The following is a 24,029-nucleotide window of genomic DNA, read 5'->3' on the forward strand; positions in this document are numbered from 1 at the left end:
AGCACTCATCCGAACGAGAACCTAGACGAAAGCCTCTCGAAGCGACTCTTCAGGCCAAAGCGGACAGCACACCTGTTCGGTCGATCGGATATTTCCGCTTCTGCGCCACTCGCTTCATCGCTCCCTCGCCAACGCATCGCTGAGCTGTCTGACCGCATGGAGCATCCCGATATAGGCGAAGGTGCAGGCTGGGCCGATCGTCGAACCGGGCCCTGGATAGGTCCGCCCCATCACGGAAGCAGTCGTGTTCCCCGCCGCATACAAGCCCGGGATAGGTTGACTGTCCTCCCGCAGCACGCGTGCCCACTCGTCGGTGAGCAACCCACCCTTCGTTCCCAAATCACCGGGGTAGATGGCCGTCGCATAGAACGGCGGCTTGTCGAGCGGGCCGAGATTGGGATTGGGCCGGACTCGCGGATCACTGTAGAACCGATCATAGGCACTCTCGCCGCGGTGGAAATCCTCGTCGCGCCCGACGAGAGCCATCCGGTTGAACCGCTCGATCGTTCGCTCCAATCCGTCGGGATCGATGCCACAGCGGTGAGCCAGTTCACGCACGGTCTCCGCTCGCACGAGGAAACGCTCGCTCGTCATCGACCGCGGAGTGATCATGGGCGGCACGAATCCGAAGGGATAGAAGCGACGATGCTTGCTGTCGATGATCAGCCACGCAGGAATCGCCGGTACCGTTCGGTGCCGTTCGTATTGCCAATGGCAGCAGTCGACATAGGAGGCAGATTCGTTCATGAAGCGTTGCCCACTGGAGTCGACGATGATGCTGAACGGAAAGGAACGCTCCCAGAGAACGAAGAGCGGTCGTCCATTCGGCATGATGGCGGTCGGGCCCCACCAGGCATCGTCCATGAGCGCGAGCGCTGCCCCGATCGCCTGAGCGGCCCGGATCGCATCGCCGGTGTCGCTCGGCGGAGCGCTCGTCCATTCGGTCGTGATCGGATGCGGGTGATACCGCTCGCGCATTTCGCGGTTCTGCGCGAAACCGCCAGCAGCGAGCAGGACGCCACCACGCGCCCGCACGCGTACCAGTCTCCCCTGATGCTGGACGACCGCACCGACGACGGCGCCACCGTCGATCAGGAGCTCGACCAGCGGACTTTCCAGCCAGATCGGAATGCTCCGCTGCACGCACAACCGGAGGAGCTGGCCGACCAGCGAGGCACCGAGTGTGAGGGGGACGCGTCCGCGCAGGCGCCAGGAAAAGAGGCGCCAGGTGACGCGAGCCGCGGTCACGACCCCCTGCAGGGTACGCAACGCGAGCGCGAACTGCGCTGCCTCGTTGGTGTGGAGCGGTACGCTCGGCACGCTGGGATACCGGTGGAGACGCGGCAGCCAGGGTCCGAGTTCCCGCCCGTCGAAGAGCGCGCCCTCGATCGCACGGCCGAAGGTCGATCCCCCCGGCTTCTCCGGGTAGTAATCCGGATAACCAACGGCCGCGCGCCAGCGGAATCCGAGGCGCTCGAGGAATTCGACCATCTGTGGCCCGAACTCGAGAAAAGCTCGTCGTCTTTGCGGCGAGGACGCCGGTCCAACGTCGCCGATCACTTCGTCCATGTAACGCAACGCACTCTCGAACGAGTCCTGCGAGCCAGCTCGGCGACTCACCGGGTTGTTCGGGATCCAGAGCCCTCCTCCTGACCAGGCAGTCGTCCCGCCGACGAAGGCGGTCTTTTCGATCACCAGCGGCTCGAAGCCGTGCTCTTTCACCACGAGCGCACCGACCAATCCCGCCCCGCCACTGCCGACGACCAAGACATCGGTCTGATAATCGAAATCCGGCATGCTGCACCTCCCCTGGCATCGAATCGTGTACGTCGATCATGGCGCCGGACAGTTGTGGAGTCAATCGAGCGATCCGGCATCGCTCAACCGGATACCGACGAGAGCCACGCAATCGGAACGCACTCCGCTGCATCCCGCTGCGGATCGTGCTACCCCCTGCCGATCGTCGATCGTATCGACTGGCGATCACTCGACCAGCCAGCTGCCCAACTCGCCGACCACGCCGGGGAAGGATCCTCGTTGTCCCTTTCTTCCGACGAGACCGATCGCCCCTGGATACTGGCGCCATGACAGCCAAGAGAGGAGAGCAAGAGTCGGCACCACGGGATAAGACCACCTTTTCAGTCATGGCGAACGTGAGCCGAAAACGGTGACGCCACGTGGTATGATCGGCGCGGTAGTCGAGTCGGAAGGCGGGGCGATGGATCTCCACGAATATCAAGCAGCAGAACTTTTTGCACGGTATGGGATTCCGGTCAACCGTGGGATCGTGGCCCGGACTCCAGAGGAAGCCAGCGCTGCAGCCGAACAGTTGGGCGGCCGGGTCGTGGTGAAAGCGCAGGTCCACGCCGGAGGTCGCGGCAAAGCCGGCGGAATCCGCTTGGCCGATGATCCAGTCCAGGCCGAGGCCGTTGCCCGGCAGATCCTCGGGATGGAGATTCGCGGGCGGATCGTCCGCAAAGTGCTGGTTGCGCCAGCAGTCGCCTTCGAGCGGGAGTATTACCTGGGGGCTGTGCTCGATCGCGATAGTCGTCGCATCGTGGTGATGGCGAGCAGCGCGGGTGGCGTCGATATCGAGGAAGTCGCCCGCGAACGCCCGGCCGCGATCGCCCGTGAGCACGCTGATCCCTTCCTTGGTCTCCTCGAATTCCAGGCACGGCGGCTCGCCTTCCGACTCGACATCGAGCCGGACCTGGTGCGGGGCTTCGCGACGATCGCCCGGCAACTCTACCGCGCCTTCGTCGACAACGATGCTTCTTTGGCGGAGATCAATCCGCTGGTCCTCACCCGGGATCGCTCCTGGCTCGCCCTCGATACCAAGATCGTGCTCGACGACAACGGATTGTTCCGGCATCCGGATCTGGCCGAACTCCGCGACCCCGAGGAAGAAGACCCGCTGGAACGGGAGGCCCGGTTGGCAGGGATCAGTTTCGTGCGCCTGAACGGGACCGTCGGGTGCATCGTCAACGGAGCAGGGCTCTCCATGGCGACGATGGACGCCATCAAACTGTATGGGGGGGAGCCAGCGAATTTCCTGGACATCGGTGGAGGAGCCTCGGCACAACGGGTGGCTGCGGCTTTGCGGATCGTCGTCGCTGATCCCAACGTCCGCGCCATTCTCGTCAACATCTTCGGGGGCATCACGCGCGGCGATGTGGTGGCGCAAGGAATCCTCGAGGCCCTGCGCGAAGTCCAGGTTCGCGTGCCGATGGTGATCCGTCTCGTCGGGACGCGTCAGGAAGAGGGACGTCGTCTGCTCGAGGAAGCTGGTTTCACGGTCGTGGACACGATGGAAGAAGCAGCGCAGCGAGCCGTTGCACTCGCGCACAGTCAGTAAGGCGGGGGCAGGAGATGGCGATCCTGGTCGACGAGTCGACGCGGTTACTGGTGCAAGGAATCACCGGCAAGGAAGGCTCGTTCCACACCGGGCAGATGATCGAGTACGGGACCAGGGTCGTAGCGGGCGTCACACCGGGAGCCGGGGGACGAGTCGTGCACGGTGTCCCAGTGTTCGATACGGTCGCCGATGCCGTCGCTGCCACCCAGCCCAATGCCTCTTTCATCGCTGTTCCGGCGCCGTTCGCTCCCGATGCGATCCTCGAGGCGGCCGATGCCGGCATCCCGCTCATCGTCTGCATCACCGAGGGAATTCCTGTTTTGGAAATGATCCGGGTTTACCACGCTGTCCGTCAGCGCGGCGTGCGACTCATCGGCCCCAATTGCCCCGGACTGATCTCGCCGGGCAAGGCCAAGGTTGGCATCATGCCGGGATTCATCCATACGCCCGGACCAGTCGGTATCGTCTCGCGCAGTGGAACGCTCACCTATGAAGTCGTCTGGGCTCTGACACGCGCAGGCATCGGCCAATCGTCCGCCGTCGGCATCGGCGGCGATCCGATCATCGGGACCTCCTTCGTCGAGGTGCTCGAGCTCTTCGAGAACGATCCAGAGACACGCGCCATCGTGCTCATCGGTGAGATCGGCGGTGCCGACGAGGAAGCAGCCGCTGCCTACATCCGGGAGCAGGTGACCAAGCCGGTCGTCGGCTTCATCGCTGGGCGCACGGCCCCGCCTGGTCGGCGCATGGGACACGCCGGAGCGATCATCAGCGGCGGACGGGGAACGGCCGCCGAGAAGATCGCCGCTCTCGAGGCAGCTGGCGTCCGCGTCGCGGAGCGACCGGCTCAGGTGGCCGACTTGATTCGCGAGATCCTCACCGACACGTGACGACAGACGGGAGAGACGGATGCCAGTCGAACTCGTCCCCCATCAGAGTCTCATCGCGCTCGGTCGACTGGCGGGGAGTCGCGGGTACCTCTGGGGGACCGGTGGGAACCTGAGCCTGCGACGCAGCGAGTCGCACTTCCTCATCACCATGCGGGGAACCGCTCTCGACCAACTCGATTCGCAGGATTTCGTTCTTGCCCCGCTCCAGGGCGAACTGGGCGAGCCGCCGGAAGCCTCCACCGAGATCCAGTTGCACCGGCGTATCTACCAGGCACGTCCCGATGTGCGTTGCGTGATCCATCTTTCTCCCTTCTACACGACGCTCGTCGCGTGCACCGACCTGGAACTCCCGACCGATATCGTTCCAGAAACAGCGTTGTACCTCGGTGAAATCGCTCGAGTACCCTACATTCAGCCCGGGACCGATGAGTTGGCTCGAGCGGTCGCCGAGGCGCTCGGCAAGGAGCGCTCGGTCGTCATCATGGCCAATCACGGCGTGGTCACCGTCGGCGAGTCTCCGCTCGATGCATTCCGGCGAGTCGAGGTGCTCGAGTTTCTCTGCCGCATGGTGGTAACAGCCCGGAGCGCTGGACTGGAATTGCATCGGATCGGTCCCGACGCCGCCGCGCGCCTCCGCCGATCCTATGGCGTCAAGGCACGAGGGTAGGCAGTTCGCGTACCCCGCTCGCCGAGCGCGCTCGGGGTGGGTGAGCAGGACGTTTTACCTGATCGTCTGGGTAAACCTCGATCGGTCGCACTCTACCGCCACGCGACGCGGAAGCGAGCCGATCGCCGCGGAGAACGTACCCGCCTGTGTCGAGGTCGTGCACCCGTTTGCTGGTGGCACAGCGAAGGCATCATGACTCGCCAGCTAGTGAGGCACGCAAGGCTGCAGCAGTTCGCGCGACGCGAGTCCTGCCTACCCGTTGCAGCAGCGGGAAGAGGGTCAGCAGGAGCACACCTGCAGCCACACCGGCGATTCCTCCCTCGAGATACGGCGGGCGATAGCGGAACTCGACGCGATGCTGCCCCGCCGGCACCCAGACGGCTTGGTAGAGACCATTTGCCGTGACCACCTCGGTCGGTCGGCCGTCGAGTGCGGCACGCCAGCCGGGGTCAGCGGTGATCGCCACGACGAGGTACGCTGACCCGCTCGTCTCGACATCGAGCGACAAGCGATTGGGACCATCCCAGCGAGTCCGCACGGTCCCGCTCGCATCCGGTTCAGCTGACGGTAGCGGTTCGGCGAGGAGGAGATCCTGCTGCGGGCCGAAGTCAGGGCGACAGACACGCTCGAGCGCCTCGTCGACCCTCGCCACATCGGCGCGACCACGCAACCAGGCGCGCGGCAAAGCGGATCGGTTCTCCCAGATCACGAGTCCAGTCGACGTTTGCAGACGGTGTTCCCAGTCGGGGACGAGTGCTGCACTCTCTGCCGGAGCCAGAATGAACCGGACGTTCAGGAGGTCGAGGAGCGGGAGAGCGGGTTCCGCCCGGACGCACTCCAGCGCTCGGGCCATGGAGGCCGGTTGCATGGGATCATAGAGTCCCCCCGCATCCTCCAGGCCGTGCACAGCCGCCGCGCTCGGCTGCCAGCGGATGGTGAGCGAAAGAAAACGCCAGGGCTCGTCCCGACTCGCTTGCCGGAGAAACGCGACTGCCTCCGTATGCCGGAAATCGACGAGGAGATCGTCGGGAGTCGGATTGAACGAGGCGGTGACACTGAAGAGATCCAGGACGACGAGAAGCACGCCAGTCAGTCCCAGGAGCGGCGCTGGCCACCTCGTTCGGAGACCGCGGAACCAGAGCGTCGCCAGACCGAGCCAAAGGACGAGCAGGAGTGTCCCCTCCAGGGCCAGCACGGCCCGTTCGGGCAGCGTGGAACCGCTCACGATCGCGTCGAGAAAGAGCGGAGCAGCGAACAAGGCGAGCGCCGTGAGAACGAGCAGAAGCCGGCGCTCCCAGCGACGATGCAACGAGGGCGACACGACACCAGGCTCGAGGGCCGCTGCCAATCCGAGCGCACTCAAAAGGGCCAGCACGAGATCGACGAAGAGGAGCGAGCGCGCTGGCGCACGGAGAAGATCCGCGAACGGGACGAAGCGATACACCCAGCCGTGCAGCGGTGTCGCTGGCCCCAGCGCGTGGAGCAAGGCGACCAACCCGATCCCGGCGAGTGCCCAGCGAAGCGGCTCTCGACTGAGCGCGAGCGCCAGACTCGCCAGAAAGAGCGTCACCACCCCAGCATACGCCCAGACTTCGCCGCTCGCCCAGGGCCCCCACCAGTTGGTGGGATTGTCGCCGAAAAGCCGCGGCAAGAAGAAGTTCACGAGCGCGATCGGCTGGAGGGAGAACTCGCTCGCTTGCTCGTAACCCAGGCCACCGGCCCGCACCGACCGCCGGGCCAGATCGAGGGACGGAAGGAACGCTGGTGCTGCCGCGAGCACACCGCTCGCGACCGACAGTCCGCTTCGCGCAGCGTCCGCGAGAAGTTTCCCGGTACGCCGCCAGACCTCCACGTCCTCTACTGCTCGATCGCGAGCGACGATCGCGGCCAGCTCCCTCGCCCGCCAGCGGACGAAACAAGCCAGCCACCAGAGAGCGCTCGCGCCGAGACCGTAGAGAACGGTCTGCTGGTGCCCGCCCGTACAGAGCAAGAACGTCGCGCTGGCCGTCAGCACGCTCCAGCGCCAACGCGACGTGACGACGCTGCGCGCGAGCCCGAGCCAGAGCCAGGGAATCCAGACCGCAGCAGCCAGCATCGAATAATGACCGAGATGAGCAACCAGAAATCCGCTGTACGGAAAGACGATTCCCGCGACGAGACTCGCAATCCGTGGGAGTCTCAGCCCGAGCCGGGCGAGCGCATAGGCACCAAAACTGGCGACGAGATAGTGAGCGAGCACGACGAGCTCGAGCGCGCCGTAACTGAAGGGACGCGCGAGGAGATACATGACCCAGTTCAGTGGATAGAGCACGCCAGCCTGGTAATTGGCCCAGTGGGGCAAACCGCTGAAGAGCGTCGGGTTCCAATACGGTATCTCCCCCTGTTGGACGACGCGCGCGGCGAAGGCATGCAGGGGAAAGAAGAACGAATTCAGGTCGCCACCACCGCGCGGCACCTGTGCAGCAGTCAGGAGCGGTCGCCAGAAGAAAGCGACCCAGCTGAGGAAGAGTGCTCCCAACGCCGCGAGCTCAGCGGCCAAGCACGGCCGCCGTCGCCACAAGCTGATCGTCACCGCCAGCCAGGTCAACCCCACGCCGGCTACGAGCCACAGCGGGACGAGTCCGCTGGTTCGCGGCGAAAGGTCGACATCCACGACCGTCGCCCTCCCGGCGATCAGACATTGAAGAGAATGTGGACGATATCGCCGTCCTGAACTACGTAGTTCCGCCCCTCCAGACGGAGGAGCCCGGCCTTGCGCGCTTCGGTCAATCCACCCACGCGGACGAGGTCCTCGTAGTGGACGACTTCGGCCCGGATGAATCCCTGCGCCAGGTCACTGTGGATCGCACCAGCAGCGTCGACTGCTGTGGCACCGCGCTTGATGGTCCACGCACGCACTTCGTCCGGTCCGACCGTGAAGAACGAGATGAGTCCCAGCAGCCGGTACGAGGTCCGGATCACGCGATTCCGGGCAGGCTCGTCGATGCCGAGTTCCTGCATGAAGGCAGCCGCCTCCTCCGGGGCGAGCTGAGCCAGTTCCGCCTCCAGCTTGCCCGGCAGCGCTTCGACGGCAACACCGGGGCCGCTCACCTGCTGGCTGGCAGCTGCCAGCAGTTCTTCCGCCTGGGCCAATCGCTCCTCCCCGAGATTGAGGAGGACGAGCATGGGTTTCTGCGTCAAGAAACCGAAACCGCGGAGCAGCTTTTCCTCGTCCGGCTGGAGTTCGATCGCCCGGATCGGCTTCCCCTCGCTCAGGGCACGATGCAAGCGCTCCAACACTGCTCCTTCGCGTTCGTGCGCCTCTCGCTCCGGGCCGCGCAGCTTCGGGATCATGGAGCGGATCCGCTGCAACCGCTTGTCGACCATCGCCAGATCGGTGAAGAGGAGCTCCATATCGATCGTCGCGATGTCGCGGAGCGGATCGACCGATCCTTCTGGGTGCGGGACCGCTGGATCGTGGAACGCCCGAACGACATGGACGAGCGCACTGGCCTGCTGGAGAATCCCGAGCAGGCGTCCACCGAGTCCTCGCTCATGGATTCCCTTGGCCAGACCAGCGACGTCCCAGTACTGGATCTCCGCTGGCACGGTCCGGCGTGGTCGGAAGAGCCGGGTGAGTTCGTCGAGTCGCGGGTCCGGCACTTTGACCGTGGCCAGGTTCGGTTCGTCCTCGGCACCACTGAAGGTTCCGGTCGCCGCCTGTAAACCGGTCAAAGCATTGAAGACGGTGGTTTTTCCGCTTTGGGGAAGCCCGATCAAGACGAGCTGAACTGGCATGCGATTCCCCTCCTCGCACCGGGCCTTGTTGTACCACGCATCAGAAATCAGCGCTGGAGCAAGGGATCAGGTACCCCTGCCTCCGCGAATGCCTGCGCCCGCAAACGGCACGAGTCGCACTCTTGGCAGGGACGCTCACCGCCACGATAGCACGACCACGTCTCGGCGTAATCGACACCGAGCCGGAGGCCGAGCCGGACGATCGCTGACTTGGGAACATCGAGGAACGGAGCCAAGACCGGAATCCGTCGCCGCGTTTCGACGAAGCGCCGCGATGCCAGATCCGCTGCCTGCTGATAGGCGTCGAGGAACTCTCCGCGACAATCCGGGTACCCACTGTAGTCGACTTGACTCACCGCGATCGCGACCGCATCGGCATCGATCGCTTCCGCATAGGCATGAGCGATCGCGAGGAAGACGAGGTTGCGCACCGGCACATAGGTGGAAGGGATTCCACGTGTCGGCTGACTGGGTATTTCTCCCGAACCGACGAGAGACGATCCACCCCACTGCGCGAGATCGAGCGTGACGACCCGATGTTCGGCGAAACGGAGTTTCTCCGCGATGGCTCGCGCTGCTTCCAGTTCCCGTTCGTGGCGCTGACCATAGCGGAAGGAGAGCCCGTAGAGGACGAAGCCGTAGGCATCGAGCAAATAGGCCAGTGTCGTGCTGTCCAGTCCACCCGACAGGAGAACGACCGCGCGCTGTGGTCGCTTGCGTGGTTCCACCCTTCACCCTCCTCGGCGAGACCGAACCGCCTGTCCGCTCCATCGAGTATGCTCGGGCGGGGAAAGAGGGAGTCAGGAGCATGCGGCGTTGGCTCGCGACGCTGCTCGCTTGGGGTATCGCCTTGATCGCGCATCGCGCATGGTCGGCGGCGCCGCCTGGATCGTGGCGACGCGGCATGAGCGATGCTGCCTCGCACGCGGCAGCGGGAGTAGCGACCGCCCTGCCGATCGCCGGGCAGCTGCCGGCTCCCGGTCGTTTGCTCGCCGGGGCACTCGTCGGTTCCCTCGTCCTCGATCTCGATCACGTCGCAGCTGCGCGTTCGCTGCGTCTTTCCGCCTGCATGACGATGCCCTCCCGCCCTGCGACACACTCGGCAGCGGTGGCGTGTCTGCTCGCGCTCGTGACGATGCAGCGAGACCGAGCGCTCGGGCTGGGGCTAGGACTCGGGCTCGGTGCTCATCTCGTCCGCGATCTCGCCACCGGTGGGGCTCCCCTCCTGACACCCAAACGCTCGATCAGTGTCCCCGAGGAGTGGATGATCCCGCTGCTGGCTGGCATGAGTGCGCTGGGTTGGTGGGGAGCTCGGCGTAGCCAATCCGCCGAGCGATAGAATAGGCAGGGAAAGGAAGGAACGATGGGAACGATCGTCACGATTCATGGGATGCTCGGTGAATCGCTCGCCGTCGTCTATCTGCTCCTTGCCGTCGGCTCATGGCTGCGCCGGCAGAAAAATGGACTGCCGATGTGGCTGGTCGGGATCGCGCACGCACTGATCGCGCTCCAGGTGGTTCTGGGTACGATCCTCTACATCAGAGCGCCCGAAGTCATCAGCATTTGGCATCCGATCACCGGGTACCTGGCGCTCGCAGCGCTCTTTCTGACCGTGCTCTTGCGCAACCGGTTGGGGCGAGCCAACAGCACGGCGTTGGCGGCGCTGATCGTCGCCGCGTTGGTCGTCGTCAACGTTCTGATCGCACGGCTCCGCTAGCCGCCGAGCACGCTCACAGCTCGCTGATCAGCGGCAAGATCAGTGGACGGAACTTGGCCCGTCGATAGAGCTGCCGACCGAGCACGCTCTTGGTCCGGCTGACTAGGTAACCGTGGCTGAAGCCGCCCTTTTGCTTGGCGAGGAACCGTTTGAACTCCTCCGTCACTTTGGCGAGGGTTTCCGGACTCACCTTGCCGTTCAGTCCTTCAGCGGTCACTTCGGGTCCGGCGATGAGCTTCCCCGTCTCGCGATCGATCACGAAGGCGGCGATGATCACACCACTGGAAGCGACCTCGTCCCGTCGGCGCAAAACGGCATGCGTCGGCGTGACGAAGTCGACGAGGACAGGCCCACAATCGACCGTTCCCTCGCGCCGGACATCGTCCCGGCTGAAGCTGAGGACCGACCCGAGTTCGGGAATGACGACTCGCTCTGGCAAATAGCCGAGTTCGAGAGCGAGTTCCCGGTAAAGCGCGAGGTGACGGTACTCTCCATGGACGGGAACACAGAAGCGAGGCCGCAGCAGGCGAAGCATATGCTTGAGTTCCTCGCGGCTCGCGTGTCCGGAGACATGGACGGTCGGCTCGATATCGGGGTAAATCACTTTGATCCCCATCCGGAAGAGCTGATCGATGGTCTCGCTCACCGTCTGCTCGTTACCGGGGATGGGAGTAGCTGAGAAGATGACGAGATCGCCAGGTGTGAGCCGAATATGCGGGTGATCGCTGCTCGCGATCCGCGCCAGGGCCGCCGTCGCTTCTCCCTGGCTACCGGTCGTCAGGAGCATCGCCTGTTTGCGCGGGAGCGTCATCGCGATCTCGACCGGCACCAACACGCCATCGGGTGGGTGAAGATAGCCGAGCTCTTGAGCGATGCGAGTGCTCTGCTCCATGCTCCGTCCGGAGATGGCCACCTTGCGCCCATGGCGATGCGCTGCCCGGATCGCTTGATCGATCCGGGTGATGTTGGAGGCGAAGGTGGTCAGCACCACCCGACCCTCGGCTGCACCGATGATGCGGTCCAGCGTCTCGCTGACCACCGCCTCGGAAGGAGTACGACCCGGACGTTCGACGCGGACAGCGTCGGACAAGAGAACCAGCACACCTTCCCGGCCAATCTGCTTGAGGCGCTCTTCGTCGGTCCGCGGGCCGAGCGGTGGAGTCGGATCGAACTTGTAGTCACCAGTATGGACCACCCAACCGAGCGGGGTTTTGAGCGCGATGGCGTAGCTACCCGGAATGCTGTGGGTGACTGGAATGAACTCGACCTCGAAGTGATGGCCGAGGCGATAACGCGTGCGCGGCTCGACGACCCGGAAGTCCGCCAGCTTGGGATCGCTATAGTCTTCCAGCTTGGCACGCGCATAGGCGATCGCGAGTTCCGAGCCATAGATCGGTACCGGAGCGATACTCCTGAATTCATTGAGAATGAAGGAAATCCCACCGATATGGTCCTCATGCCCGTGGGTGAGCAGGATGGCGCGCAACTTGTTCAGCCTTTGCTTGATGTATCCGACATCGGGGATAATCAGATCGACTCCACGGAGATCTTCCTCGGGGAATTTGGCGCCGGCGTCGATCACGATCAAATCGTTGCGATACTCGTAAACAGTCATGCTCTTACCGATCTCACCGACGCCGCCGAGCGGAATGATCCGAAGACGCGGTTTGGCCATCGACAAATCCTCCGTTGTTGTTTGCGGCGCACGAAGAAGTCGCCGCACGATTGTGTCAATCATAGCCTAGTGCGACGATCGGACGAACTGGTGGGGGTGGGCGATGTTTCGAGACCGCTTCGAAGCTGGCCGGCAACTCGCGGAACGGTTGCGTGATCTGGCTGGGACACCGGCCATCGTTCTCGCGTTGCCACGCGGTGGAGTTCTGGTCGGTTACGAGATCGCGCGATCGCTGCGCATCCCTTTGGACGTCATCCTCACGCGCAAGATCGGTGCACCCTTCAACCCCGAATATGCGATCGGCGTGGTCGCTGAGAACGGCTTCGTCTCGGTCAACGAGGAGGAGATCCGCTTGGGTGTCGCGACACGCGAATATATCGAGCGGATGATCCCCAAGTTGATGGCCGAACTCGAGCGCCGACGCCAGCTCTATCGGGGAGGACGACCGCTCCCTGACTTGACCGGGAAAGCGGCGATCCTCGTCGACGACGGAGTCGCTACCGGTTTCACGATGCTGGGAGCGATCGCTGCCGTGCGGGAACAGCATCCGGGGCAGATCGTCGTGGCCTTGCCGGTCGCGCCACCGTCCACGGTCGAGCGCCTGCGCCGTGAAGTCGATCGCGTCGAGGTACTCATCGCGCCCGAACCGCTCGATGGAGTCGGTGCTTGGTACGAAGACTTTCACCAGGCGACCGATGAAGAGGTGCTCGAGTTGCTCGAGCGTGCCCGTGAGGAGCGAGCCGAGCCGAATGGCTCAGCGGCGATGAGCGAACAGTGAACGGCGCGCTCGCTCGGCTCTTCGCAACGAATCGGCAGCGAAACTCCCGTCAGCGGGGCGACGATCGCGCACCGCGCCTGGACATCGCTGGCCGTTTGACGTGGCCGCTCGTGGACCCTATCATCGCGGCAGGGAGGCCGGTCGGGATGCCGACGGAGCTTTTGTACGCGAACGACAGCTATGTCCGCGAGTTCACGGCGGCTGTCCTCGCGGTGACGCCGGATCAGGGTGTCATCCTCGATCGCACCGCGTTCTACCCAGGTGGTGGTGGACAACCGCACGATACCGGTGAGCTGGTGAGCGCCGATGGTCGGTCGTGGCGAGTGGTCTCGCTGCGACGCGGGGCGACTGCGGACGAGATCGTGCATCTCCTCGATCGTGAACCACCTCCGGTAGGCACGTCCGTGCGGGGTCTGTTGGATTGGGAGCGACGCTACCGGCTGATGCGCTTTCACACCGCCTTGCATGTTCTTTCCGCAGTGGTCTTCCGCGAGTTCGGTGCTCTGGTCACCGGTGCGAACCTGGATGTGGACAAAGCGCGGATGGACTTCGAACTCGAGGATCTGGCCCCGGAACGAGTCGCACGCATCGAACAACTGGCCAACGAGGTGATCGCCCGTGGACTCCCTGTCCGCTGGTGGACGATTCCGCGTGCTGAGGCGGAGCGGATACCGGACTTGATCCGAACCAAGGTCAATTTGCTCCCGCCGAGCATCCAGTCGATCCGCGTCGTCGAGATCAGCGGACTCGATCTCCAGGCAGATGGTGGAACGCATGTCCGCAATACGCGGGAAATCGGCGGTATTCGCGTCATCGGCACCCGCTCGAAGGGACGCAGCAACAAACGGATCGAGATCGCCCTCGTCGATCGGGCCGAGAACGAGCGGACGGAGGGATCGTGAGGATCGATTGGTCGACCATATTGGCCGAGCGGGCTAGAGCGTTCCGCCCTTGCATCCGGACGGATTTCTCGTCGCTCCCCACACCACCCGATGTCATCCATTTCACTGGCGGGGCACCTCCGCTCGAGTGTTTGCCGGCCGAGCCACTCGGCGAAGCGCTCGCCCGAGCCTGGCGAACGGAACCGACCGGACTCTGGTACGGAGAGACCGAGGGCCACCGGGCATTGCGCGAAGCCATCGCTGCACGAATGGCACAGCGAGGAGCGACGGTGGATCCCGATACCATCTTGATCACACAGGGTGCGCAGCAAGCGATCGATCTGGTCGCGCGTGCGTTGCTCGAACCGGGGGATCGGGTCCTCGTAGAGGGACCGACGTATTTCGGTGCCCTGCAGGTCTTTGAGCCGTATCGCGTTCGGATCGAGGCGATTCCCCTGGACGAGGAAGGCGTGGTCCTCGACGAATTGGCAGCGGCCCTGGCCCGCTCACCGCGTCCCAAACTCTTCTATACCGTGCCGACGTTTCAGAATCCAACCGGTGTCACGATGACGCTCGAGCGGCGCCGCGCGGTCGTGGAGTTGGCCGCGCAGCATGGTGTCCCGATCGTCGAGGATGACCCATACGGCGATCTGTGGTACGAAACACCGCCACCGCCTCCGTTGCGCGCCTTCTGGGACGAGGTGCTCTCGCTGGGGAGTTTTTCCAAGACGCTGGCTCCTGGCTTGCGTGTGGGCTGGCTGGTCGCGCCAGTGCACCTGATGAAGCTCTTGATCGACGCCAAAGAAGCAGCCGATATCCAGTCGGACCGCTTGCTCCAGCGAGCGATCACGGCCGTCATCACGAGCCCCTGGTACGAGGAACATCTGGCTCGAGCGCGTCGGATCTATGCGGAGCGTTGCCAGCTGCTGGCCGAAGCGCTCGAGCGCGAACTCGGGGAACGCGCAGCGTGGTCGTTGCCGAGTGGTGGATTCTTCCTCTGGATCACCCTACGCAGCGTGACAGAGAGTGCCAGTCTGCTGCCGCGTTGCGCTGCTGCTGGGGTGACCTTCGTGCCCGGATCGGAGTTCTACCCTGATCATCGACCGAGCCCGAGCCTTCGCTTGGGCTTCACCACGCTCTCCCGCGAGGAGCTCCTGACTGGCGCAGAGCGGTTGGGGCGCGTCCTCCGGGAGGCGATCGTCGAGGTGAGCGGACGCTGAGGCTGCTCGCGGGCCCGAGCCGCTCCGCCCGCTACCAGACGCGACAGATCAGCCCTTTCAAGTACTCCCCTTCGGGAAAGGAGAGCCGAATGGGATGATCGGGTGGCTGGGCCAGCCGCTCCAGAATCTGGACCTCTCGCCCGGCATCCTCAGCAGCAGCGAAGACGATTTTCTGAAAGAGATCGGCCGAAACCAAGCCGGAGCAGGAGAAGGTCGCCAAGATCCCGCCAGGCTCGAGGAGATGGAGCGCCTGCAGGTTGATGTCCTTGTACCCGCGCGTCGCTCGCTGGAGATGCGCCTGGGAAAAAGCGAACTTCGGTGGATCGAGGATCACCGCATCGAAGCGGCGACCACTCGAGCGGAACGCTCGCAAGACGCGAAAGGCATCGCCCTCCACGCACTCGAACGACGAGTCTGGAAAGCCGTTGAGGGTGAGATTGACGGCTGCTTCGCTCAAAACATCGGCAGCCGAATCGAGATTGACGACGTGTCGAGCACCCGCAGCCAGCGCCCACACCGCAAAGGCCCCAGTGTAGGAGAAAGCATTGAGCACGCGGCGACCGGCCAGATACGCGGCGGTCCGCCGTCGATTCTCGCGCTGGTCCAGGTAGAACCCGGTCTTGTGCCCGTGCCGGACATCGACGCGGAATCGGTGACCGTACTCGTGGATGACGAGACGGTCCGGAGGTTCGTCCCCCCAGCGCACGCCCTCCGCGGGAGCCAGGCCTTCCTTCTCCCGCATGTCGCGGTCGCTCCGTTCGAAGATCCCAGCGGGTCGGCACCGCTCAGCGAGAAGGCGAACGAGGAGTTCCTTGCGACGCTCGATGCCGAGCGTCAAGCACTGCAGGACGAGAAACTCGGCATAGCGATCCACGATGAGCCCTGGAATCCAGTCGCTCTCGGCGAAGACGAGACGATAGGCATCGGTCACGCTCTCGAGCCCGAGCGAGGCGCGGGCCCGGACGGCACGATCGATTCGTTGGTGCCAGAAGGCTTCGTCGATCGCCTCTTCCCGCTCCCACGTCAGCAGACGCACGACGATTTGGGAACGCCGATTGAGGTAACCGCGCGCCAGCCACTCGCCCTCGCTGCTGTAGACCTCGACGATATCGCCATCGTCAGGCTGTCCACCGATGCGCGCCACTGCTCCGGAAAAGATCCAGGGATGATGACGGCGGACCGGCTTGTCGTGACCAGGCTGAAGAAAGACCTTCGGCGTCGCCATGATCGTATCCTGTTCCGATCCGAGGCAAAACTGTGAGCGATTCAGGTCAACGCGAGCTCAGCGACTTGATAGGTCCGCCAGAGATGCGCTCCGGCTCGGCCGTAGAACGGTGCGAGGTCAGTCCAATCGATGATCGTCCAACGAGCACCGGTCGCTCGCAGCCGTTCCAACGCGCCGATCACCAGTGTCAGTCCCCACCCTCGACGCCGATAGGCTTGCGCGATACCGAGAGGACCCAAGCCGGCTACTGCACCGGGCAAGCTCTCTGCCCAAAAGAGGCTCGGTGGTGGCGGCCACTGCCCCGGCGAGTGGATGGCTGCGAAACCGACGAGCGTCTCAGCATGGTAGAGGCCGAGGACAGTGGCACCAGCATCATAGGCATCGCTGACATCCGACTCCCACTCGCCGGGAAATTCCTGAGCCAGAAAAGCGAGCATCGCTTCGCGCGGTGCAGGTTCGAGACGGAGGCCAGCTTGCGGGGATACCGCTGGTAAGGGAAGAGCGAGATCGACGAGAAGATCGTGGAAAATCTCGCGAGGGAGTGCCCCCACACGCCGGAGGAACCGCCAGGTCTCCAGGGGAGCATCGGCCGGAATCCCCGGAACCAGATGCCCTGGCCCCCCACCGAAGACGAGGGAACGATAACCGTGGCTCCGGGCGATCGCCGTGGCGTCGTCGAGGAGCGCGCGACCGATGCCGCGACGACGCATCGCGCGATCGACGACGAGCAGGGTGACGAAAGCCGTTCCAAGGGGGTACCACGGGCTCGTCGGGAAGCGGACCAGGAGCGCCCCGAGTACCCGGTCCCTCCATCGGGCGATCCGCGCCACTGTCAGCTCGCGGTCAGCCGGCTGCCAGCGGAGAGCGAGCAACGCGGGTGACAGTGGCAGCTGGCGGCCGAACTCCTGATTCCAAAGAGCGGCCACCGCAGCAGCCTGCGTCACATCGTAGGGTTCGAGCGTCCAGTTCATGCGCGTCGTGTTCGGCAGGATCTCGTCAGGCGAGTGCCGCAGGCCAACGTTGCACGAGATCGAGGATCGGGCCGGAGACCAAGCCGAGAACGAGCGTGGCGAGCGTCGTGAGCGCGAGTCCCAAACCTAAAACGGGCGTCCGTGCCGGTTGCCACACTCCGGCTGGCTCCTCGAAATACATCCTGGTCACCACGCGCAAGTAAAAGAAAGCGGACACCGCGCTCATGACCACGATCGCCACCGCCAACCAAAGCTGACCGGCCTCGATCAATGCGAGAATGACGTAGTACTTGGCGTAGAAACCGAGGAGGGGCGGCATACCCATCAAGGAGAGCATGAAAATGGCCATCGTGAGAGCAGCCAGCGGCGCCCGCCCGGCCAAACCGGCGATATCGTCGAGCGTCGTGCCGAGACCACGCTCCTGTAACCAGGCGATGACTCCAAAGGCTCCGATGTTCATGAAGGTGTAGGCGAAGAGGTAGAAAAGGACACTGCCGACACTCCGATCCCCCGCCTGACCGGTCGTGAAGGCAGCGAGGCCCGCCAGCATGTAGCCGGTATGACCGATCGCCGAGTAGCCGAGCATCCGCTTCAAGTCACGCTGGGCGATCGCGACGACGTTCCCATAGATCATCGTGATCGCAGCGAGAATACCCAGGAGCCCCGTCCACTGCTCACTGAGCGGTTGCAGACCCTGGACGAGCACCCGTGCGACCGCGGCAAAGCCGGCTAGTTTGGGAACCACCGACATGTAGGCGGAGACAGGCGTCGGAGCACCTTGGTAGGCATCCGGTGTCCACATATGGAACGGGACGGCTGCGATCTTGAACCCCAGGCCGACAGCGAGGAGCAGGAGCGCCAGGAGCAAAGCGGGATCCAGCGGCTGTCCAGGCATGACGACAGTCCGCAGCGTCTCGGCGACGTCGCGGAGCACGATGCTGCCGGTCGAGCCGTACACCCAGGCCATACCGTAAAGCAGGATGGCACTGGCGAACGCACCGAGGAGGAAGTATTTGAGCGCACCTTCGACACTGGTCACGCGCCGACGAGCGAACGCCGTGAGGGCATAGACCGCCACAGCGCTCATTTCCAAGCCGAGGAGGAGCACGATGAAGTCCCCGGCAGCGCCCACCAGCATGGTGCCGAGAACCGAGAAGAGCAACAAGGAAAGATATTCGGCCTGCCCGATTCCCTCGGGATCGAGTCCCGACTCGGTGTACCCGGCCGAGACGAGCACCGAGAGCGCACCAGCGATGAGCGCCACGAGCGCGACCGCCAACGCGAACCAGTCAGCGCGGTAGCTCTGTCCGAAGGTCGTTGCGCCCTGCGCCCAGTCGATGGTCCAGAGAGAGGCGAGCGCCAGCACTTGCCCAGCGAAGGCGAGCGCGAGCAGCAGGCGAGCCGGCGGACGCCGCAGCACAGCGTCTACGATCAGCAACAGGACGATCGTGCCCACGACGATGAGGGGCGGGACGAGGAGCGACCAATCGGGAGCAGCCAAGCGGAGCGACATCGGTGACCTCCCCTTTAGGTCCCATGCGCGACGAGAGCCGCCAGGGCTGGCTCGAGCACCTCGAGCAGTGGGAGCGGGTAGACGCCGACCCAGATCGTCAACAGCGCGAGCGGCAGGAGCGTCACTGCTTCGCGCCAGGTGAGGTCTGGGAACGTCCGCGGATCGGGATAGGCATGAGGACCATCGCTCCCGCCAGCGATCGGTGGTAGGCCAGGCGCGAGCGCGAGCCGACGTTCCGGATCGTCGGGATCAGGCGGCTCACCGGGTGCACGCACGAGCGCGACCCGCTGATAAACCCGGAGCATGTACCAAGCGGCCAGGATGACGACCGCTGTTCCCAAGACTCCGGCCCAACGATAGGCACGGAATCCACCGAGCAGCGCCAGGAACTCGCCGACGAATCCGCTCAGTCCGGGAAGACCGAGCGACGCCAGCGAGAAGAGGCCGAAGAAGGCAGCGAAGACCGGCATGTTGCGCGCCAGCCCACCGAACGCGGCGAGGTCACGCGTATGCGCTCGCTCGTAGAGGACACCGACGATGAGGAAGAGCGCGCTGGTGACGAAACCGTGACTCAGCATCACCACCATCGCACCACTGAGTCCGGGTTGGTTGAGCGCGAAGATCCCCAAGGTGACGAATCCCATGTGGCTCACCGAGGAATACGCCACCAGTTTCTTGAAGTCTTGTTGGACGAGTGCCATCAGCGCACCATACAGGATGGCGATGACCGAAAGCACGACGATCGACGGAGCCCACAGTCGTGTCGCATCGGGGAAGAGAGGTAGATTGAAACGGAGAAAGCCATAGCCCCCCATCTTGAGCAACACACCAGCGAGAATCACCGAGCCAGCAGTCGGCGCCTCGACATGTGCGTCTGGTAACCAGGTGTGGAAGGGCCACATCGGGACCTTGATGGCAAAAGCGAGGAAAAAGGCCAGGAAAGTCCAGAACTGAAACGTCTCGCTGTACTGCCCCTGCGCCAGCTGCACGACGTCCAGGGTGCGGATGCCGGTCTGGCGAAAATACTCCTGGTACAGCGCGACGATCCCGACCAGCATCAACAAGCTCCCAGCGAGCGTGTAGAGAAAGAATTTCACCGCCGCATACACCCGATTGGCGCTCCCCCAGACACCGATGATGAGCGCCATCGGGATGAGGACGATTTCCCAAAAGACATAGAAGAGAAACAGGTCGAGGCTCACGAAGACCCCGAGCATGCCGGTCGCGAGGAGCAGGAGGGTGATGTAGTACTCGCGCACGCGGTGCCGGATGGGATCCCAAGAGGCGAGAACCGCGATCACGGTCAGCAGTGTCGTCAACCCGACCAGGGGCGCGCTGATGCCGTCGACCCCCAGGCGGTAGGCGATTCCCAGTTCCGGCAGCCATTCGAACGTCTCGGTGAACTGCAGAGAGGGCTCTCGGGGATCGAAAGCGACCAGCATGACGACGGACAAGACGAAGGAGACGGAACTCGCGAGGAGGGCGATCCAGCGTGCCACACGCGGGGATGCGCCGCCCCAGAAAAAGAGGATCGCTGCCCCAACGAGCGGACTATAGGTAACGAGACTCAGGAGCGGAAGATTGTCCATCGATCGTTCCTCCCTGCGCGCTCACCGGAACAGGGTGCTCCCGAATGCGAGATAGATCCCGACGAGCAGGACCGTCCCCAAGGCGATGGCGAGAGCGTAGTTGGCGACCAACCCCGTCTGGAGCCGTCGCCAGAGCTGGGCTGTGGCAGCGACTGTCCGGGCAACTCCATTCACCGCACCGTCGATGATCGCGCTGTCGACGTTCCGCCACAGCCAAGTCGCGAACGCGTCGAGCGGGCGGACGATGGCTCGCTGGTAGACGAGATCGAAGTACCAGCCGTTCGCAGCCAACCGGTAGAGCGGGCCCAGTCGCGCCGCGACCGCAGCTGGATCGATCGCTGCCCGCACGTAGGCAGCAGACGCGAGCCAGAGACCGGCGAGTGCGACGAACGTCGAAGCGCCGGCGATACCGAGCGTGAGCGCAAGCGATACTTCGTGATGCTTTGCTCCCTCGAAGACCGGCTCGAGCGCATGGTGGATCCACCCATTCTCGGGGGGCACCCCGACGAATCCGGCTAGGACGGCACCGACCGCGAGGATCAGGAGCGGCAGCGCCATCGTCTTCGGCGGATCATGCGGATGGATCTCATGGGGATCGAAGCGCGGCTTCCCGTGGAAGGTGAGGAAGACCGCGCGGAACATGTAGAGCGCGGTGAAGAAGGCAGCGACCAAGCCGAGGATAGACAAGAGTGGCACTCCAGCGACCCAGGCACCGACCAGGATCTCGTCCTTGCTCCAGAAGCCAGCGAGCGGCACGATCCCTGCATTGGCGGCCGCGCCGATCAGGAACGTCCAGTACGTGAGCGGCATCCAGCGCTTGAGTCCGCCCATGCGCCGCATGTCGAGCTCGTCATGCATCGCATGCATCACGGCACCCGAACCCAGAAACAAGAGCGCCTTGAAGAAGGCATGCGTGAACAAGTGGAAGATGGCGGGAATCCAGGCGCCGACTCCCAGAGCCATCGCCATATAGCCGAGTTGGCTGACCGTCGAATAGGCGATGACGCGCTTGATATCGAATTGGGTCGTTGCGATCGTCGCCGCGACGAAGGCCGTGAGCCCACCGATGGTCGCGACCACTCCCATCGCGAGCGGTGAGGCCAAGAAGATCGGGTGTGCGCGGGCGACCATGAAGATACCAGCCGTCACCATGGTCGCGGCATGGATGAGCGCTGAGACTGGGGTCGGCCCCTCCATGGCATCGGGAAGCCAGACGAAGAGCGGGAGCTGGGCCGATTTCCCGATCGCCCCCGTGAAGAGGAGCAGTGCGATCGCCGTGACCGTACCGGTCGAGAGCTCGGGGAGAGCCCGGAAGACCGCGTGGTACTCGAGCGTCCCGAGGCTGGTAAAGATCAGCATGATGCCGAGCGCGAACCCGAAGTCACCGATCCGGTTGACGATGAAGGCCTTCTTCGCTGCATCGGCCGCCGACCGACGCCGGAACCAGAAGCCGATGAGAAGGTACGAGCAGAGTCCGACGGCTTCCCAAAAGACGAACAGGACGAGAAAGTTGTTGGCCAAAACCAGCATCACCATCGAGAACACGAACAGCGGTAGCCAAGCGAAGAAGCGGTAATAGCCCGGATCGTGCGCCATGTACCCGATCGAGTAGACGTGGACGAGGAAGCTGATCCCCGTCACCACGAGGAGCATCACGGCGGTCAGCTCGTCGATGACCAACTCGACCGGGACACGGAAGTCACCGGCGGCGATCCAGGTGTAGAGCGGCTGGCGCAGCACGTGGTGCTGTCCGAGCACCTCGACTGCCGCGACGAGACTCACGAGAAAGGACAGGCCGACGGCGGGAACCGCCAGCCAATGCGCTCGCTGGCGAATCCACCAGCGACCAACGAGAAAGTTGACGAGGGCAGCCAGCAGCGGTGCGAGAGGGATGATGACCAGCCAGCCGACTGTTCGCTCCATCATTCCTCCCCTTCACTCGCGGAGCTGGCGGAGTTCGTCGATGTCGACCGTATCGGTCCGGCGCGTGAGCGCCATGACGATGCCGAGACCCACGACCGCCTCGGCAGCAGCGATCGCGATGACGAACAAGGCGAAGACCTGGCCGGTGAGCTGGTGGAGCTCCCACGCGAAGCCGATCAGGCTCACGTTGACTGCGTTGAGCATCAACTCGATGCACATGAAGATGACGAGCACGTTGCGTCGCGTCAGGACTCCGACCATGCCGATGATGAAGAGCGCAGCGCTCAGGAGGAGGTAGTGCGTCGCCGAGAGCTCGCTCATCGCGCCCTCCATTCGCCCCAGGCCGGTTGCTCGGTGAACTCGTCTGCCGAGCGAGCCAAAACGATCGCTCGACCTCCCCCGGCCGATTTGACCCGACCGTCCTGAGCTCCAGGCAACGCCAACGGGAGTTCCGGTTGGTCGAGACCACGCGGATGCGCCAGCGAGATGGTGAGAACCCGGCGCGCTGCGGCTATCCGCTCACCGATCGCTTCGGGACGAGCCAACGCGATCGCTGCGATCGTCGCGGCCAGAAGCAGCAAAGCCGTGAGCTGAATCCCCAGCATGTAATCGACGTACAGGACCTGACCGAGCGCGCGCGTATTGCCCCCGACCGCAGCCACCGCTTCATCCGTCCACGGTCCCGGTGCCCCGCGCACACCCCGTGCCAGGACGGCTGCGGCGACTTCGGCCAATAATGCCGCACCGAGCACCAGACCGGTCGCGAGGCGGAGCGGGCGACGTCCGTGGAACTCCGGGAGATCGTCCGGATGCACCAGCATGGTGACGAAGACGACGAGCACGATGACCGCTCCGGCGTAGACGATGACTTGCACGACAGCCAGGAACTCGGCGCGTGCGACGAGATAGATCGCAGCCACGTTGAGGAAAGAGAGCACCAACCCGATCGCACTGTGGACCGGGTTCCGGGCGAGCACCACCCCGAGCGCGCCGAGAACGCTCACCACCGCGAGCAAGGAGAACACTGCGACCTCGAGCGACATCGAAAACGTTCCCTCTCCTGTTTCAGAGCGCGCCGATGCCCCACAGACGCACCAAACCGGTCAGTCCGATATTGAGGAGCGCCAGCGGCAAGAGCACCTTCCAGGCTAGTCCCATCAGTTGGTCGTAGCGGAAGCGCGGCAGCGTGGCGCGCAGCCAAACGTAGAAGAACAGGAAGAAGAGCGCCTTGAGCGCCAGCCACCACACCCCATCAGCGAAAGGCCCATCGATCCCACCCAAAAAGAGCGTGGCCGCGAGGAGCGAGACGACGATCATGTTGATGTATTCTGCCAAGAAGTAGAACGAGAAGCGGAAACCAGAGTATTCGGTGATGTAACCAGCCACGAGCTCCGTCTCCGCCTCCGGCAGGTCGAAGGGGGCCCGGTTGGTCTCAGCGACCGCCGCGATCAGGAACAAGGCGAAGGCCAGCGGTTGCGACAGGATGTACCAGTTCGGCAGCGTGAGCGGACCGAGCACGAGCATGCGCTGTTGCTCGCGCAGAATTTCTTGCAAACTCAGTGAGCCGGAGAAGATGAAAACTCCGACGAGCGAGAGTCCCAGCACCAGTTCATAGCTGATCACCTGGGCTGTCGAGCGGAGTGCGCCGAGCAACGAGTACCGGTTCCCGGAGGCGTACCCACCGAGAATGATCCCATAGACCCCCACCGAGCCGAGCGCCAGCACGTAGAGGACAGCGACATTGATGTCGGCGACCAGCAAGGGAATCTCGATTCCGAAAAGCCGCAGTGTGTCACCGAACGGGATGACCGCCGCACCGAGCGGCGCGAGCGCGAAGGAGAGGAGCGG

General features: G+C 64.0%; 22 protein-coding genes. 8 read left to right on the forward strand and 14 right to left on the reverse strand.

The genetic code is table 11. The features are described 5' to 3' along the window. Positions 1–114: 114 nt before the first annotated feature. Together ACWIVK_RS05115 and ACWIVK_RS05120 are read right to left on the reverse strand one after the other, a co-directional pair. Entirely contained in the window at positions 115–1,797 is a 1,683-nt protein-coding gene (locus tag ACWIVK_RS05115; protein ID WP_448575503.1) for an FAD-binding protein, read from the reverse strand. Between the two features lie 186 nt (positions 1,798–1,983). After that, positions 1,984–2,121 carry a hypothetical protein gene (locus ACWIVK_RS05120; protein WP_448575504.1) on the reverse strand — a complete coding sequence of 46 codons (138 nt, stop codon included), beginning with the start codon at positions 2,119–2,121 and terminating at the stop codon, positions 1,984–1,986. A 97-nt stretch (positions 2,122–2,218) separates the two neighbouring features. On the opposite strand from ACWIVK_RS05120, the gene sucC reads away from it, so the two are divergent. The 3 genes from sucC to ACWIVK_RS05135 are packed head-to-tail and all read left to right on the forward strand — an operon-like array spanning position 2,219 to position 4,912. Beyond that, positions 2,219–3,355, forward strand: a complete 1,137-nt coding sequence (gene sucC, locus ACWIVK_RS05125) for an ADP-forming succinate--CoA ligase subunit beta (protein WP_448575505.1) — start codon at positions 2,219–2,221, stop codon at positions 3,353–3,355. Between the two features lie 14 nt (positions 3,356–3,369). Further along, positions 3,370–4,245 carry a succinate--CoA ligase subunit alpha gene (gene sucD / locus ACWIVK_RS05130; RefSeq protein WP_448575506.1) on the forward strand — a complete coding sequence of 292 codons (876 nt, stop codon included), beginning with the start codon at positions 3,370–3,372 and terminating at the stop codon, positions 4,243–4,245. A 19-nt stretch (positions 4,246–4,264) separates the two neighbouring features. After that, entirely contained in the window at positions 4,265–4,912 is a 648-nt protein-coding gene (locus ACWIVK_RS05135; protein ID WP_448575507.1) for a class II aldolase/adducin family protein, read from the forward strand. Between the two features lie 190 nt (positions 4,913–5,102). Here the strand turns inward: ACWIVK_RS05135 and ACWIVK_RS05140 are convergent, their stop codons facing one another. From ACWIVK_RS05140 to queC, 3 genes are read right to left on the reverse strand one after another with little or no spacing between them, the layout of a single operon-like run. Further along, a complete protein-coding gene (locus ACWIVK_RS05140) occupies positions 5,103–7,565 on the reverse strand; it encodes a YfhO family protein (RefSeq protein ID WP_448575508.1) in 2,463 nt (820 codons plus the stop codon). A gap of 20 nt (positions 7,566–7,585) precedes the next feature. After that, a complete protein-coding gene (gene ychF, locus ACWIVK_RS05145) occupies positions 7,586–8,689 on the reverse strand; it encodes a redox-regulated ATPase YchF (RefSeq protein WP_448575509.1) in 1,104 nt (367 codons plus the stop codon). Between the two features lie 47 nt (positions 8,690–8,736). Further along, complete coding sequence (gene queC / locus ACWIVK_RS05150) at positions 8,737–9,417, reverse strand: 7-cyano-7-deazaguanine synthase QueC (protein ID WP_448575510.1); 681 nt, start codon at positions 9,415–9,417, stop codon at positions 8,737–8,739. Between the two features lie 80 nt (positions 9,418–9,497). Between queC and ACWIVK_RS05155 the strand changes: the two genes are divergently transcribed. Both ACWIVK_RS05155 and ACWIVK_RS05160 read left to right on the forward strand, forming a co-directional pair. Next, a complete protein-coding gene (locus ACWIVK_RS05155) occupies positions 9,498–10,028 on the forward strand; it encodes a metal-dependent hydrolase (protein ID WP_448575511.1) in 531 nt (176 codons plus the stop codon). A gap of 24 nt (positions 10,029–10,052) precedes the next feature. Further along, positions 10,053–10,406, forward strand: coding sequence for a hypothetical protein (locus ACWIVK_RS05160; RefSeq protein ID WP_448575512.1), 354 nt, complete (start codon positions 10,053–10,055; stop codon positions 10,404–10,406). Between the two features lie 13 nt (positions 10,407–10,419). Here ACWIVK_RS05160 and ACWIVK_RS05165 read toward each other — a convergent pair whose 3' ends face one another. After that, positions 10,420–12,081 carry a ribonuclease J gene (locus ACWIVK_RS05165; RefSeq protein ID WP_448575513.1) on the reverse strand — a complete coding sequence of 554 codons (1,662 nt, stop codon included), beginning with the start codon at positions 12,079–12,081 and terminating at the stop codon, positions 10,420–10,422. Between the two features lie 103 nt (positions 12,082–12,184). Here ACWIVK_RS05165 and ACWIVK_RS05170 point away from each other — a divergent pair, with 103 nt between their 5' ends. The 3 genes from ACWIVK_RS05170 (at position 12,185) to ACWIVK_RS05180 (ending at position 14,960) form a co-directional block, all read left to right on the forward strand. Then, entirely contained in the window at positions 12,185–12,859 is a 675-nt protein-coding gene (locus tag ACWIVK_RS05170) for a phosphoribosyltransferase (protein WP_448575514.1), read from the forward strand. Between the two features lie 146 nt (positions 12,860–13,005). Continuing rightward, the gene (alaXM, locus tag ACWIVK_RS05175) at positions 13,006–13,761 is read left to right on the forward strand and encodes an alanyl-tRNA editing protein AlaXM (RefSeq protein WP_448575515.1); all 756 of its coding nucleotides are present in this window, start codon (positions 13,006–13,008) and stop codon (positions 13,759–13,761) included. Beyond that, on the forward strand, positions 13,758–14,960 hold the full coding sequence (locus ACWIVK_RS05180) for an aminotransferase-like domain-containing protein (RefSeq protein ID WP_448575516.1): 1,203 nt from the start codon (positions 13,758–13,760) through the stop codon (positions 14,958–14,960). The genes alaXM and ACWIVK_RS05180 overlap by 4 nt, the downstream gene beginning before the upstream one ends. 31 nt (positions 14,961–14,991) lie before the next feature. Here the strand turns inward: ACWIVK_RS05180 and ACWIVK_RS05185 are convergent, their stop codons facing one another. The 8 genes from ACWIVK_RS05185 to ACWIVK_RS05220 all read right to left on the reverse strand — a co-directional run. Further along, complete coding sequence (locus tag ACWIVK_RS05185; protein WP_448575517.1) at positions 14,992–16,185, reverse strand: class I SAM-dependent rRNA methyltransferase; 1,194 nt, start codon at positions 16,183–16,185, stop codon at positions 14,992–14,994. Between the two features lie 41 nt (positions 16,186–16,226). Next, positions 16,227–17,156, reverse strand: coding sequence for a GNAT family N-acetyltransferase (locus ACWIVK_RS05190; RefSeq protein ID WP_448575518.1), 930 nt, complete (start codon positions 17,154–17,156; stop codon positions 16,227–16,229). Between the two features lie 25 nt (positions 17,157–17,181). Continuing rightward, positions 17,182–18,669: an NADH-quinone oxidoreductase subunit N gene (locus ACWIVK_RS05195; RefSeq protein ID WP_448575519.1), complete on the reverse strand. Its 1,488-nt coding sequence runs from the start codon at positions 18,667–18,669 to the stop codon at positions 17,182–17,184. Positions 18,670–18,683: 14 nt separating this feature from the next. Further along, complete coding sequence (locus ACWIVK_RS05200) at positions 18,684–20,258, reverse strand: complex I subunit 4 family protein (protein WP_448575520.1); 1,575 nt, start codon at positions 20,256–20,258, stop codon at positions 18,684–18,686. Positions 20,259–20,279: 21 nt separating this feature from the next. After that, entirely contained in the window at positions 20,280–22,181 is a 1,902-nt protein-coding gene (nuoL, locus tag ACWIVK_RS05205; protein ID WP_448575521.1) for an NADH-quinone oxidoreductase subunit L, read from the reverse strand. Between the two features lie 12 nt (positions 22,182–22,193). Beyond that, positions 22,194–22,502, reverse strand: a complete 309-nt coding sequence (gene nuoK / locus ACWIVK_RS05210) for an NADH-quinone oxidoreductase subunit NuoK (RefSeq protein ID WP_448575522.1) — start codon at positions 22,500–22,502, stop codon at positions 22,194–22,196. After that, positions 22,499–23,224 (reverse strand): NADH-quinone oxidoreductase subunit J family protein, encoded by a 726-nt coding sequence (locus ACWIVK_RS05215; protein ID WP_448575523.1) that lies wholly within the window; start codon positions 23,222–23,224, stop codon positions 22,499–22,501. Before ACWIVK_RS05215 ends, nuoK begins: the two co-directional genes overlap by 4 nt. Before the next feature lie 22 nt (positions 23,225–23,246). After that, positions 23,247–24,029 (reverse strand): complex I subunit 1/NuoH family protein (locus tag ACWIVK_RS05220; RefSeq protein WP_448575524.1); only part of this gene is annotated, 783 nt, incomplete at its 5' end.

Source organism: Thermomicrobium sp. (assembly GCF_053493975.1).